The organism is Geobacillus sp. G4 (assembly GCF_040327975.1).
Lineage (GTDB): Bacteria > Bacillota > Bacilli > Bacillales > Anoxybacillaceae > Geobacillus > Geobacillus thermoleovorans.
Window position 1 is genome coordinate 28830 of the sequence record NZ_JBEPJY010000002.1, and the last position, 13560, is coordinate 42389.

General features: G+C 54.4%; 13 protein-coding genes and 1 other annotated feature. All 13 genes read right to left on the reverse strand.

Annotated features, from left to right (window positions below; translation table 11 throughout):
- Positions 1–15 precede the first annotated feature (15 nt).
- The gene (locus tag ABS784_RS02440) at positions 16–639 is read right to left on the reverse strand and encodes a YrrS family protein (protein WP_020278376.1); all 624 of its coding nucleotides are present in this window, start codon (positions 637–639) and stop codon (positions 16–18) included.
- Between the two features lie 66 nt (positions 640–705).
- Complete coding sequence (locus tag ABS784_RS02445) at positions 706–2478, reverse strand: peptidoglycan D,D-transpeptidase FtsI family protein (RefSeq protein WP_352511352.1); 1773 nt, start codon at positions 2476–2478, stop codon at positions 706–708.
- A gap of 121 nt (positions 2479–2599) precedes the next feature.
- Complete coding sequence (gene greA / locus ABS784_RS02450; protein ID WP_011232025.1) at positions 2600–3076, reverse strand: transcription elongation factor GreA; 477 nt, start codon at positions 3074–3076, stop codon at positions 2600–2602.
- 110 nt (positions 3077–3186) lie between these two features.
- Entirely contained in the window at positions 3187–3822 is a 636-nt protein-coding gene (gene udk / locus ABS784_RS02455; protein WP_011232026.1) for a uridine kinase, read from the reverse strand.
- A gap of 1 nt (position 3823) precedes the next feature.
- Positions 3824–5092: a peptidase U32 family protein gene (locus ABS784_RS02460; RefSeq protein WP_011232027.1), complete on the reverse strand. Its 1269-nt coding sequence runs from the start codon at positions 5090–5092 to the stop codon at positions 3824–3826.
- A gap of 18 nt (positions 5093–5110) precedes the next feature.
- Entirely contained in the window at positions 5111–6040 is a 930-nt protein-coding gene (locus tag ABS784_RS02465) for a peptidase U32 family protein (RefSeq protein WP_011232028.1), read from the reverse strand.
- On the reverse strand, positions 6037–6690 hold the full coding sequence (locus ABS784_RS02470; RefSeq protein ID WP_014196397.1) for an O-methyltransferase: 654 nt from the start codon (positions 6688–6690) through the stop codon (positions 6037–6039). Before ABS784_RS02470 ends, ABS784_RS02465 begins: the two co-directional genes overlap by 4 nt.
- A 437-nt stretch (positions 6691–7127) precedes the next feature.
- Positions 7128–8219 (reverse strand): endolytic transglycosylase MltG, encoded by a 1092-nt coding sequence (gene mltG, locus ABS784_RS02475; protein WP_011232030.1) that lies wholly within the window; start codon positions 8217–8219, stop codon positions 7128–7130.
- 244 nt (positions 8220–8463) lie between these two features.
- A complete protein-coding gene (locus ABS784_RS02480) occupies positions 8464–8763 on the reverse strand; it encodes a DUF1292 domain-containing protein (RefSeq protein WP_011232031.1) in 300 nt (99 codons plus the stop codon).
- A 15-nt stretch (positions 8764–8778) separates the two neighbouring features.
- On the reverse strand, positions 8779–9195 hold the full coding sequence (gene ruvX / locus ABS784_RS02485; RefSeq protein ID WP_318538323.1) for a Holliday junction resolvase RuvX: 417 nt from the start codon (positions 9193–9195) through the stop codon (positions 8779–8781).
- Between the two features lie 4 nt (positions 9196–9199).
- A complete protein-coding gene (locus tag ABS784_RS02490; RefSeq protein WP_011232033.1) occupies positions 9200–9466 on the reverse strand; it encodes an IreB family regulatory phosphoprotein in 267 nt (88 codons plus the stop codon).
- 67 nt (positions 9467–9533) lie between these two features.
- Positions 9534–12170, reverse strand: a complete 2637-nt coding sequence (gene alaS, locus ABS784_RS02495) for an alanine--tRNA ligase (protein ID WP_023634609.1) — start codon at positions 12168–12170, stop codon at positions 9534–9536.
- 46 nt (positions 12171–12216) lie between these two features.
- Positions 12217–12441 (reverse strand) — a binding site (T-box leader).
- A 47-nt stretch (positions 12442–12488) separates the two neighbouring features.
- Complete coding sequence (locus tag ABS784_RS02500) at positions 12489–13550, reverse strand: AI-2E family transporter (RefSeq protein WP_021321998.1); 1062 nt, start codon at positions 13548–13550, stop codon at positions 12489–12491.
- Positions 13551–13560 lie beyond the last annotated feature (10 nt).

Below are 13560 nucleotides of genomic sequence, written 5' to 3' on the forward strand. Positions count from 1 at the left end.
CCCTCATCATGCCGCTTATGGCTTTTGCTTCAACTTTTGCACTTTCGTCGGCTTCCAGCCTTCGTTCGTCACCCATTCAATGTACACTTTGTAATGGGCGATTTGATCTTTCGTCGAAATCGTCGCGACTGCTTTGTTCGGCCCGTTGTTGCCGATGAACCAAACGATCATCTCCTCCGGGGCGATGCCGGTCGCATAGCTGACGGCATCGAGCATTTCCTTCCAGTCGACCGAATCTTTCTTAAACACCGTTTCATGCGGCTCCGTTTGCGTCGTACCGATCGGCTGCCATGCCGGGTTGACGATTTCTTTTTCAACGTTGGACCCCGGCGGGCCCGGCGTTTCTGTCATGCCCGCTTCGCTCGTTTCATCGGTGGAAGCAGCATCTTCTTCCTCGGCGGGCGTTTCGGCTTCCGCCGGCGCCGCCGCTTCGCCTGTTTCCACTTCCACCCGCTTCGCATTGGCCGCTTCTGTTTTGGCTTCGCGATCAACCGCCTTCTCGCTCGGTTGATCGCCAAACAGCAAGTTCCCGCCGACAATCAAAATGAGCAGCACGACAACGGCAATGGCTCCATTGAGCCAACGGTTGATTCTCCGCCGCTTGGCGCGGGCGGCAAAGCGTGTCCCCATTTGCGCCACCGTCTCCTCTCCCTTCTTTGGATGATGTTCGTGCTGGAAACATGGATTCCCCTTACATTTGGTTCGTCACTTCACTTCATTTTTGGCGTGGTCATAAGCATAAAGCGCCTCGACTGCGGCGGCGAACACATCATTCGTCGAGGCCCGCCCGCTCGGGCAGTCGAGCTCAACGACAGCGAGGGCGTATTTCGGGCGGTCGGCTGGAAAATAGCCAGCAAACCATTTATTAATGAATTCAGCACCGCCGTCCATTTTTCCTGTCTCCGCCGTCCCGGATTTGCCGGCGACCGGATACGGCAGCGAACGGAAGCGGCGGCCGGTGCCATCCTCTTTGGTGACAACGCTGCGCAAAAGCCGCTGCAGCTCTTCGGCCGTCTGCGGCGCGATCGGCGCCATGTCTGAAGCCGGTTGAGGCGGAAACGAAAAGAGGATCGCACCGTTTTTATACAGCACTTTGTCAACGGCCCGCACCTGAAGCGCTTCGCCGCCGCGGGCGATGGTCGCCATCATGTTGGCGACGCCAAGCGGCGAGACGCGTACATTTTTTTGCCCGATCGCCGTTTGCGCCACCGCAAGCGGCACCCTCTTGTCGCGCGGATCATGCCAAATCGTTCCTTTCTGCTCCTCCGGGAACTGACGGAAATGCTCTTCATGGTACACCGCCCCTTCCCAGCCGGCCGTCGGATACAGCCCAAGCTTTCTCGCATACGTTTCAAACGCATCGGGATCGTGCTCGATCAACTGCTTGCCGAGCGTGGCGAAAGCATTGTTGCAACTGACGGCAAAGCTGTCCGCTAAATCAAGCATGCCGTAATCATGCTCCTCATCGCGGGTTTTGCCGTCAATTTTTCGGCTGCAGTCAAACGTTGTCTCAAGCGAGGCGAGCCCCTCATCAAGCGCCGCGGCCGCAATGACTGTTTTAAAAATCGAGCCAGGGATTTGCGGCAACACTATTTGGTTTTCCGCCCCGCGGTTTTTGTACGGATCACGCGGGTCCATGTTTGGGCGGCTGACCATGGCGAGCACACTGTTTGTGTCAATATCCAGCAAAACGAGACCGCCTTTTTTCAACCCGTATCGGTCAACGATCTGCTCCATCTCTTGCTGCAAGTCACGGTCAAGCGTCGTTTGCACGGTGACGGGATAAAACGGGTTGCCCGTATCGCTGTATTTGACATCGAGCCCAAACAGCGGCCGCCCTTCGGCGTCAACGTGATAAAGCAGCTTCGTTTCGCCGTCGGCGAGCAAAAACTCATCAAACGCCTTCTCAAGTCCTTGAATGCCCACTTCGGTCTTTGGCGGCAGCGGCCGTTTTGGATAACGCTTCTTGATGAGCTCCTGATCTGGGCGGGTGAAGCCAAGCAAATGCGGAGCGTACACCACCTCAAGAGAGTATTGTTTATTGACAGCTAAGACGCCCGGAATGCGCAAATCGTTAATTTGCTTCATTTGCTGGGCGCTCAAGGCGAGCGGCTCTCCATCCTTCTCTAAGACGAACGGACCGTCCGCCTGCTCAAGCTGGCGGCGGATCTCTTCTTTAGAGACGCCGGTGATGCGGGCGACTTGTTCCATCGGCCATTTCATCGTCGTTAAAAACGGGAATAAGACAAGCGACGGCACGTATCGCTTCGTGAGCGGCGCGCCATTTCGGTCGACGAACGAGCCGCGCCCGTCGTCAATGATCAGTTCTTGTGTCCGCTGGGCGACGCTTTCGGCAATTAAATTATGATTGGCGAACGACTCGGCGTCAATCAGCTGGATCTGCGCCAATCGCCCGACAAGCAACAACAAGCCCAGTTGAATGAGGGCGAGCATGGCAAGCGTTCGTTTTTTCCACATAAAGAAAACACCTCATCATCAGTGTTGACGAGGTGTTTCCGTTTGAAACGTCAAGCGGCGGCAATTTTCTTCGCTTCGCTTCGCACACCGCCGCTTGTTCAGGTCGGCCGCCTCCTGCTTCTTATTTCACAGCCACGATTTTCACAAGCATTTCCCCGCCCGGCGTTTGCACCGTCACCTCATCGCCGACGCGGCGGCCGAGAAGCGATTTCGCAATCGGCGAGTCGTTGGAAATTTTCCCTTCAAACGGATCGGCTTCAGCGCTGCCGACGATCGTATACGTCTCTTCCTCGCCGTCTGGAAGTTCAATGAACGTGACCGACTTGCCGAGCGAGACGACGTCCGGGTTTTCTTTGTCTTCTTCAATGATGACGGCGTTGCGGATCATGTTTTCAAGCATTTGGATGCGCGATTCGACAAACGCCTGCTCATCTTTGGCAGCATCGTACTCCGAGTTTTCCGACAAATCCCCGAACCCGCGCGCAATCTTAATGCGCTCCACCACTTCTTTCCGCTTGACCGTTTTTAAGTACTCAAGCTCTTGTTCCAGTTTCTCTTTTCCCTCTTTCGTCATCGGATACTGCTTTTCGTTCGCCATTCATCTCACTCCTCTATATATTCTGCATTATGTAAAACGTACGAACAGCAAAAACGGCTGTTCGTACGCTTACTTGTTATATAATATATTGTTTTGTCTCTGTTATGTTATTACAAAACCGCTTTTTGTTCAAGAACTGTGCGAATTTTTGCCACCATTAAATCGATGGCGACGACGTTCTGTCCGCCTTCCGGAATGATCACATCCGCGTAGCGCTTCGTCGGTTCGACAAACTGGTTGTGCATCGGCCGGACGACGGACAAATATTGCTCGATGACCGAATCGAACGTGCGGCCGCGCTCTTTAATATCGCGGATGAGACGGCGGATGATGCGGATGTCCGGGTCGGTGTCGACATATACTTTAATGTCCATTAAATTGCGGAGTCGCTCATCCTCCAAGACAAGAATGCCCTCCACGATGATGACATCCTTTGGCTCCACGCGAATGACGTCGCTTGAGCGAGTGTGCAGCGTATAATCGTACACCGGCTTGTCAATCGGCTCATAGCGAAGCAGCTTATGAATATGCTCAATCAACAAATCGTTGTCAAACGCCAGCGGATGGTCATAGTTCGTCTTCAGCCGCTCTTCAAACGGAAGATGGCTTTGATCTTTATAGTAAAAGTCTTGCTCCAAAACAAGGATCGAGCGGTCGCCGAAATGGTCGTAAATCGCGCGGGCGACGCTCGTCTTCCCCGAGCCGGAGCCGCCGGCGACGCCGATGACAACGGGCTTCTTCCCCATCTTAATTCTCCTTTCTCATCATGTTGTACGGGAAGAGAGGGCGCTTGACCTTAAACTTCACGATTTGCAGCGGATGGCGCGCCGCATCAAGCTCGTTGCCGTCTTCGTCCCAAATTTTCTCAATCACTTGGGTGAAGTTTTCAATTTCCGGACCGAAAAATTCGACTTCATCGCCCGGGCGGAAATGGTTGCGCTGCTGGACGGTGGCGATGCCCGTCTCCGGGTCATAGCCAAGCACCAAACCGGCGAATTCATGCGTCGTTTTCCGGCTGTGCGTCCCGTACATATGGTTCGTATAATCCGGGAAGCCGTCAAAGAACGACGGCGCCGTCTCGCGGTTGGCGCATTTCTCCAGCTCCCGCACCCACTCTTCGCGGATCGTGAAATGGTCTGGGTCAGCGCAGTAGGCATCAATGACTTTCCGGTAGACACTGACAACCGTCGCCACGTAATGGATCGATTTCATCCGCCCTTCAATTTTCAAGCTATCCACACCCAATTCGATCATCACCGGAATGGCGCGGATTAGGTTCAAATCTTTCGCGCTCATCGCAAACGGGGCGTCCCCTTTTTCAAACAACGGAATTTCCCGGCCGTCCGAGAGCTGATACAAATCGTAATCCCAGCGGCACGACTGGCAGCATCCGCCGCGGTTTGAGTCGCGCGCCGTCATATGGTTGCTCAATACACAGCGGCCGGAGTAGGCGGAACACATCGCCCCATGGATGAACGCCTCGATTTCAATATCGACTTTCTCTTTGATCTGCCGGATTTCTTCTGCGCCCACTTCACGAGCGAGCACAACCCGCTCGAGCCCTTCCTCTTTCCAAAATTGGACCGCTTTCCAGTTGGTAAGCGATTGCTGCGTGCTTAAATGCACTTCAAGCTTCGGCGCCACCCGGCGCGCCGTTTCGATGATGAGCGGGTCGGCGACGATGATGCCGCAAACACCGGCATCTTCAAGCGCCCGCAAATAGTCATCAAGGCCAGGGATGTTTTCGTTATGGGCGTAAATATTGGCCGTTACGTATACTTTGGCTCCGTATCGATTGGCAAATTCGACCCCTTCGCGAATTTCCTCGATCGTAAAGTTGTCGGCGTTGGCGCGCAAGCTGTACTCTTGGCCTCCGATAAAGACGGCGTCTGCGCCGTAATGGACGGCGATTTTCAGTTTTTCCAAGTTGCCGGCCGGGGCGAGCAGCTCTGGCTTTTTCACAATGACGCGCTTGCCGTCAATGATTTCGGAGATGCGATCATTTTTTAAAAGCATGCTGCTTCCCTCCTTTTCTCAATAAATGGTCTCTTTGAAGAAAAATCCGGTGTCGATGCGGCGATGCGGCGGCTGAAGCGCTTCAACGGCCGCAAGCAGCTCCTCTTTTTCCCGTTCGTACCGCTCGCGGTCATCCGCGCATAAATCGATGGCGCGGCGGTACAGCTTCGTCACTTCGGTAATGTAGCGCGGCTCGTGCAAAATCCCGTCAATTTTAAAGCTGTCGATGCCGGCCTCGACCATGTCGCCGAGCTCATCGATCATGCAAACATCGTTCGGGCTCATAATATGCGTGCCGTTTTCGTCTTCAAAAATCGGATATTTGTTGTCGCGCTCTTTGTCGTAAAGAAACATCCCTTTTTCGTACTTCTTCCGTTCAACTTCCATCACTTTCCCTTGATATTCAAAATAGCTGCCGATCAGCGAGCGCTTCGATTGGTACATGCACATCGCGCCGTGCACTTGCACCTCGATTTCCACTTCGGCATGGGCTTTGATTTCCAAAATGGCGTCCATGTTCAACTCGCGGGCCAAGACGGCGCGCTTCGCCCCTTTCCGGCCCCAATAGTTGCACGCATACCAGTTCGTCGCTGTCGTCTCCGTGCTCCAGTGGAGCTTCATGTGCGGCGCCGTTTCTCGGACAGTCAAGAGCACCGCGGGATCGCCGAAGACGATGGCATCGGCGCCGACATCAGCCAAAAACGCGACGTAGTCGCCAAGCTCGTCCACTTTATCGTTATGGAAAATGGCGTTCATCGCCACATACACGTTCATGCCGCGCCGGTGGGCGGCTTTGACGGCGGCAGCGACATCATGGCGGGAAAATTCGCCGGCAAGCCGCAAACCGTAGCGCTGCTCGCCAATGATGACCGCGTCCGCTCCGGCTTCAGCCAGCTCGTCGATATGGGCAACGCTCGTCGGCGTCACGAGCAATTCGGGTTTTTTCACTGTTCTTCACCTCGTTTTTTCGATATGGCGAGCCCATCGCCGACCGGAATGATGACCGTATCATAACCGCTTCGACTCATGAGCCACTCATTGTAGCGGCGAATTTTTCGGGCGATGTTCCAAAGCCGTCGATTGTCCGCCGGCGCTTCGGCGGCGACGAGCCCCTTAAACAAGACGTTGTCGCTGATGATGAGGCCGCCTGCAGCCACAAACGGCTCATAGAGCGTAAAAAAGCGCTCATATTGCCCTTTGGCGGCATCAATAAACAGCACATCAAACGGCGCGGCGGCCGCCACACCGGCCTCGACCGCGAGCGCATCGCCCAACACCGCCTCGATTTGCCGCTTGGTGTTCGTCTTTTCGATGTAAAAACGGGCGCGCTCATACCGCTCCCGGTCTTTTTCGATCGTCACAATGCGCGCGTCCGGCAGCGCCTTTGCCATCCGGATCGCCGAATAGCCGATCGCCGTGCCGATTTCCAAAATGCGGCGCGGCCTGATCAGCTTCAAGATGAATAACAGCACTTCGACGCTCACCGGATCCATGATCGGTATGCGGTGCCGATAGGCGTACTGCTCCATCTCCTCAATGTCCTCATCCGGCGCCGGACGCAGCTTTTGCAAGTACGAAACAATGTCATTGGAAAGCAAGAGGAATTCCTCCCTGCCGTCAGCAAACTGAAAAGCGCTCGCCAAAGTTGAACTATATAGATGCAACGAAGAAGTTTAATATATCCTTGACGGAAAAGCGGTTTGCCCATTTTCGACTGACGGAGGCAAGCCTGTGGCTTGCCTCCGTCACGCCTTGGCGTGACGGAAGACCGAACAACCGGCCTGCTTCACAGACCCATATATGGGTCTGGAAGCGGCGTTGTTCGGTCGCCCGACAGTCGATCAAATACTCGGGAAAAACTACAAATGGTAAAGCTTCAAATTGCATCTATATACAACCCGGCATTTGCGCTTTGTCGTCATGAAAAATAAGAGCCGCAAAGGACTCTTATCGTTGGTCTGTTCAACTATACTACCATAAAACAGCGGAAAAGCGAAGCCGTTTCACCCCACCGGCCATTACCTTCCGTTTTGACCTATTGTTTTCCAATATGCTTCGCCTTTTCCCGGTTATGCTCGGCCAACGTTTTCGTAAAAATGACCTCGCCGCCCGGTGTCGCCAAAAAGTATAAATAGTCGGTCGCCGCCGGTTCAAGCGCCGCTTCGATCGACATTACGCCGGCGTTGGCGATCGGCCCCGGCGGCAGCCCTTTATGAATGTACGTGTTGTACGGCGAATTGACCTGCAAATCTTTATACAACACACGCTCTTTATGTTCGCCAAGGGCGTACAAAACGGTCGGGTCGGTTTGAAGCGGCATGCCGCGGTGCAGCCGATTGTAAAACACGCTGGCGATTTTTTGGCGGTCAGCTTTTTCCGTCGCCTCTTCCTCAATGAGCGACGACATCGTCAACAGCTGATGCGGCGACATGTTCTTTTCTTTCATCGCTGCCTTATATGTGTCAAGCACAGCTGCCGTTTTCGCCACCATCGCCTCAATGATCTCTGAGAGCGGCGGCTTTTCGTCAGCAAACACATACGTCGCCGGGAACAAGTAGCCTTCCAGCGGATAGCGGATGCCTTTCCGAAAAATATCATCAGTCAACAAATCCGGGTGCATTTTCATCAGCCGTTCGATATACGCGCGATCGTTAAGCAATTTCATAATTTGTTCTTGTTTGTACCCTGTTTTCGCAGCAATGAGGTCAGCGATTTGCACCAATTGCGACCCTTCCGGAACGGTCAGCTTCAATCCGATTTTTAGCGATTTCCCCGTTTTTAACAGCTCAATGATGCGCGCCATTGGCATCGCCCGCGTCAACTCATACTCCCCAGCCTGGAAGCCGGATTCATTTTTCCAGCGGACATATAAGCGAAACACGGCCGCGCTTTTAATGAGCCGCTTTTGTTCGAGCTGCTCGGCAATCGCCGCCGCCGATGAACCGATCGGAATCGAGACATGGACCGGGGTGCGGTCATTCGGGTCGACGGGCTTAAGCGCTGAACGGATGTATAAGAAACTGCTGGCGCCGGCAATGACAAACGCCGCCAGCAGAACAGCACAGACAATCAAGACGATTTTCCGCACAAGCCGCGCCTCTGGCGCCCTAAAATCGTTCTGTTTCATCTTTGTCCTCCTTTCACCCGGCCATATTATACTACAAAGTTCCGCATTTTTCGCCCTTGACGGTCAAAAAATGCAAAGCCAGGGGAGGGGAAACGCGCCGGTCAATCGAAGCCCTTCGCAACATTTGTCGGACAAACAAGAAGATGTCTGAACCATTGCATGGAACACAACTTATCGTTTCTCAGCGCATAATACGGCAATAAGAAAAGGGGCCCCGATCCTTTTGGCCCCCCTCTGCTGTCCGTTATTCGTCGTCTTCCTCTTCCTGTTCAGCGCAAAACGTATTCCATACTTCTTCGATCATGTCCCACTCTTCTTCCGTCTCGATTGGGAGCAGTTCGCCTTCTTTGTTCTCATCCCCAGGGATGAAGGCGGAAACGTGCACTTCCGTCTCGCCGTTCTCATCTTCCGCCTCGACGCCGACCGGATAGTAAAACACATACGATTTGCCGAAATCATCTGATTCAAACGTAAACAAAATTTCGCACAGCTGCTCGTTGCCATGTTCGTCGACAACGGTAATATGACGGTCTCCGTGTTCCATGTTTTCTCCTCCAATTTATCGTTTACTGTCCAAATATGACTGCAAAATGACGGCCGCCGCCATTTTGTCGATCACTTTCCGCCGCTTTTTCCGGCTGACGTCGGCAGCGATCAACATCCGTTCGGCGGCCATCGTCGACAGCCGTTCATCCCAAAGCACAACGGGCAAAGAAAACTCCTCTCGCAATTTGGCGGCGAACCGCTCGCTTGCCTCAGCGCGCGGCCCGAGCGTGCCGTTCATGTTTTTCGGCCACCCGACGACAATCGCATCGACGCCGTACTCATCGATGATGGCGCGCAGCCGCTTTAAGCCGTAGTCGCCGCGCTCCGTATCAATGGCGATCGTCTCCAATCCTTGCGCTGTAAGGCCGAGTTCGTCGCTAACGGCAACGCCGAGCGTTTTCGTTCCCAAATCTAATCCTAGCGTCCGCATCAGGTTAATCCTTTCGTTGCCCCTGTAAATAGAATTTCACCAATTCCTCGATTAATTCGTCGCGTTCAATTTTGCGGATGAGCGCACGCGCATCTTTATGGCGCGGAATGTAAGCTGGGTCGCCGGACAACAAGTAGCCGACAATTTGATTGATCGGATTGTAGCCTTTTTCCTGCAAGGCGCCATACACCGTCAACAACACTTCGCGAACGTTCGTCTCGGCCGGCTCCTCGGAAAAATGAAACTGCATCGTTTGGTCAAACGAGCTCACCGTTTCCACCTCGCTCCTTATTCAGGCACCCCGTCCTTTTACATCCATTGTACACGATCCGCGCCAATTAGGAAACGGATTTCACCCATGTTTCGACATAACCGAGCGCTTCGCCGACCTTGCTTGGGTCCTTGCCGCCAGCTTGCGCCAAATCCGGGCGCCCGCCGCCGCCCCCACCGCAACGCGACGCTACTTCTTTCACCAGCTTGCCGGCATGGAATCCTTTTTTCACCAAATCGTCCGTTACTGCGGCAATCAGTTGCACTTTTCCGCCCTGGACGGACGCCAACACGATGACCGCCGTGCCGAGCTTTTGTTTCAAATCATCAGCCATGGCCCGCAGTTGATTCATGTCATTGGCCTGCACTTTTGCCGCCAACACCGGCACGCCGTTTACATCTTTCACTTGACGGGTGAGGTGCTCAGCTTCCATATGGGCGAGGCGGGCAGCAAGCGATTCATTTTCGCGCTCGAGCTCTTTCAGCTCGGCAAACAGTCCGTCAAGACGCGCATTTAATTCTTTCGGGCTTGTTTTCAGTTTTTGCGCCGCCTCTTGCAAAATAGCAAGCTGTTCGCTCATAAAGCGGTATGCCGCTTCTCCGGTCACCGCTTCAATCCGGCGCGTGCCGGCGCCGATGCCGGACTCGGAGACGATTTTAAACAACCCGATGGCTGATGTGTTGGGCACATGGCAGCCGCCGCACAGCTCGAGGCTGTAGTCGCCGACTTTGACGACGCGGACGATGTCGCCGTATTTTTCGCCAAACAGCGCCATCGCGCCCATCGCTTTCGCTTCCTCGAGCGGTTTATAAAAAATGTCAACCGGGAGGCTTTTCCAAATTTGTTCGTTGACGATGGCTTCGATGCGCTCGAGCTCCTCTGGCTTCACTTGCCCAAAATGGGTGAAGTCAAAACGAAGCCGGTCCGGGGCGACAAGCGACCCCGCTTGGTTGACATGGCGGCCGAGCACGTCTTTTAGCGCTTGATGGAGCAAATGGGTCGCCGTATGGTTTTTTACGATGCGCATCCGCTTTGCTTCATCGACGCGCGCCGTATAGCGGGATCCTTTTTTCACCGTTCCGCGTTCGACGATGATCGCATGAAGATGTTGGCCGTTCGGCGCTTTTTGCACATCTTTGACGACCGCTGTTCCTGTTTCGCTTTCAAACACGCCTTGGTCAGCGATTTGTCCGCCGCTTTCGGCGTAAAATGGCGTCACATCGACGATGATTTGCGCCTCTTCGCCGGCTTTCACTTCCTCGACAAGCCGCCCGTCTTTGACGATGGCGATGACCGTCGATGCGGCAACAAGCTCATCGTAGCCGACAAACCGGCTTTCATCTTTAATGTCACCGAGCACTCCGCCTTGGACTTGCATCGAATCGACATCTTGCCGGGCCGCGCGCGCCCGTTCGCGTTGCCGCTCCATCTCGCGCTCAAATCCGGCATGGTCGACCGTCATGCCCGCTTCAGCGGCGTACTCTTCCGTCAGCTCGATCGGAAAGCCGTACGTATCATACAGGCGGAACGCTTCCTCGCCCGGAATGACGTCGCTTCCTTGCTCTTTCGCCTTTTCGATCACCTCCGCCAATATGGCGAGCCCTTCATGGAGCGTTTCATGGAACCGTTCTTCTTCCGTCCGGATGACGCGGGCGATGAAATCGGCTTTTTCTTTCACCTCCGGATAGTAGTCGTGCATAATCTCGCCGACGACCGGGACGAGTTCGTACATAAACGGACGGTCAATGCCGATATGTTTCGCATAGCGCACCGCGCGGCGGAGCAGGCGGCGCAGCACATAACCGCGGCCCTCATTTGACGGCAGCGCCCCGTCGCCGATCGCGAACGTCACGGCTCGAATATGGTCGGCGATCACCTTAAAGGCGACGTCTTTGTCCGGATCTTCGCCATACCGCTCGCCGGCGATCTGCTCGGTCGCGCGGATGATCGGCAGGAACAAGTCGGTTTCAAAGTTCGTCGGCACGTCTTGCAAAATCGAGCACATCCGCTCCAAGCCCATGCCGGTGTCGATGTTTTTCTTCGGCAGCGGCGTGTACGTGCCGTCCGGGTTATGGTTAAACTGCGAAAAGACAAGGTTCCATACTTCTAAATAGCGGTCATTTTCCCCGCCTGGGTACAGCTCCGGATCGTTCGGGTCGTTGCCGAACGCTTCGCCGCGGTCGTAAAAGATTTCCGTGTTCGGACCGCTCGGGCCTTCGCCGATGTCCCAGAAGTTGCCTTCAAGGCGAATGATCCGCTCTTCCGGCAAGCCGATTTCGTTGCGCCAAATGTTGTACGCTTCCTCGTCTTCCGGATGGACGGTGACGGACAACCGTTCCGGATCAAAACCGATCCATTTGTCGCTCGTCAAAAACTCCCATGCCCAATGGATCGCTTCCCGCTTGAAGTAATCGCCGATCGAAAAGTTGCCGAGCATTTCAAAAAACGTATGGTGGCGCGCCGTTTTCCCGACGTTTTCGATGTCGTTGGTGCGGATCGATTTTTGCGCGTTGCAAATGCGCGGGTTTTCCGGAACGATGCGCCCGTCAAAGTATTTTTTCAACGTCGCGACGCCGCTGTTGATCCACAACAGCGACGGGTCGTCGACCGGAATGAGCGATGCGCTCGGCTCAACCGCATGGCCTTTTTCTTGGAAAAACTCTAAAAACATGCGCCGCACTTGGGCGGATGTCAGCTTTTTCATGATGATCCTCCCCTTTCGCCTTTTATATAAAAAAACTCCCATCCCCTGCAGGGACGAGAGTTATGCTCGCGGTACCACCCTGTTTATGGGCAAAAAACGCCCATCACCTCTTTGGCCGTAACGCAGCCTTGCGTCAGGTTTTGCCTGCGCTCCGGATTAGCCTTCTGTTGCCCTTCATCTGGAATTTCTTTCAGCCGCGGAAATTCCTCTCTGTGCGCGAGCTCGCGCGTTAAGATGGACTGCAACATACTCGATCCGTCATCGCGTTATGTATTCGCTTTTTTCATTGAAAGATTATAGACAAGCAGAGAGCATTTGTCAATGCGAAGCATAATGCTCTTTCCAATGGGCGATGGCCACTTTCAGCACCGCCGCCGTCGGAACGGCGAGAATGAGGCCGAGCACGCCGGCGAGCTCGCCGCCGGCAAAGAGGGCGAGCATAATGACAAGCGGATGCATATGCACGCTTTTGCCGACGATCAACGGCGACAAGATGTTCCCTTCTAAAAACTGCAAGGTAAAAATGATGACAAGCACGATCACGACCATTTTCAGCGAGACGGTGGCAGCCAAAATGACCGCTGGAACGGCGCCGATCAGCGGGCCAAAATACGGGATGATGTTCGTCACGCCAATGACAAAGCCGAGCAACAGCGGATAATCCATGCCCGCAAGCCACAAGCCGAGCGCCGCTGCCAGACCGATCGCCGCACAGACGAACAGCTGGCCGCGAATGTAGCCGCCGAGCGATTCATCGACATCCTTCAAAAACGTCATCCCCGGCCCACGCCACCGCTTCGGTGTCATGTACCAAATCGCTTTTTTCAACACATCGATGTCTTTTAACATATAGAAGACGATAAACGGAATGATCAACAGCGTCGCCGCCGAACCGATGAACGATTTGGCGGCGTTGATCGCCATCGCGACGGCGGCCGCCGCTGCCTGCTCGATCTCGGCAAACATCGCCTCGATGCGTGTGTGCACCTCAAGCGGCCAATTCGACGTCTCGTCGTGGATGTGGCGCACCCATTGGCGGTATGTATTCATCAAAGACGGCAGCTGTTCATCCAGTTCACGCAACTGGGCGATGAATAGCGGCACGCCGCGGTACAAGCCGTAGCCGACCAAACCGAAAAACAACAAATAAATCAACAAAATGGCAAGGGCGCGCGGCATTCCTTTGCGATGGATGGATTCTACAAGCGGGTAGAGCAAATACGTAATAAACGACGCCAGCAAAAACGGCGTCAACACCGTTGCGATAAAATCAATGACCGGCCGCCAAACGTCTTTCATCCGAACGATCAAATAGATGATTGCCGTCATGAGCAGCCATTTTCCGATGCGAAAGAACGACAGCCATTGTTGCTCGCCCATCGCCACACCT

Bases quoted from the DNA above. Each gene is read 5' to 3' on its own strand.
- ABS784_RS02445 (WP_352511352.1), bottom strand. From the start codon at position 2,478: ATGTGGAAAAAACGAACGCTTGCCATGCTCGCCCTCATTCAACTGGGC.
- greA (WP_011232025.1), bottom strand. From the start codon at position 3,076: ATGGCGAACGAAAAGCAGTATCCGATGACGAAAGAGGGAAAAGAGAAA.
- udk (WP_011232026.1), bottom strand. From the start codon at position 3,822: ATGGGGAAGAAGCCCGTTGTCATCGGCGTCGCCGGCGGCTCCGGCTCG.
- ABS784_RS02460 (WP_011232027.1), bottom strand. From the start codon at position 5,092: ATGCTTTTAAAAAATGATCGCATCTCCGAAATCATTGACGGCAAGCGC.
- mltG (WP_011232030.1), bottom strand. From the start codon at position 8,219: ATGAAACAGAACGATTTTAGGGCGCCAGAGGCGCGGCTTGTGCGGAAA.
- ABS784_RS02480 (WP_011232031.1), bottom strand. From the start codon at position 8,763: ATGGAACACGGAGACCGTCATATTACCGTTGTCGACGAACATGGCAAC.
- ruvX (WP_318538323.1), bottom strand. From the start codon at position 9,195: ATGCGGACGCTAGGATTAGATTTGGGAACGAAAACGCTCGGCGTTGCC.
- alaS (WP_023634609.1), bottom strand. From the start codon at position 12,170: ATGAAAAAGCTGACATCCGCCCAAGTGCGGCGCATGTTTTTAGAGTTT.
- ABS784_RS02500 (WP_021321998.1), bottom strand. From the start codon at position 13,550: ATGGGCGAGCAACAATGGCTGTCGTTCTTTCGCATCGGAAAATGGCTG.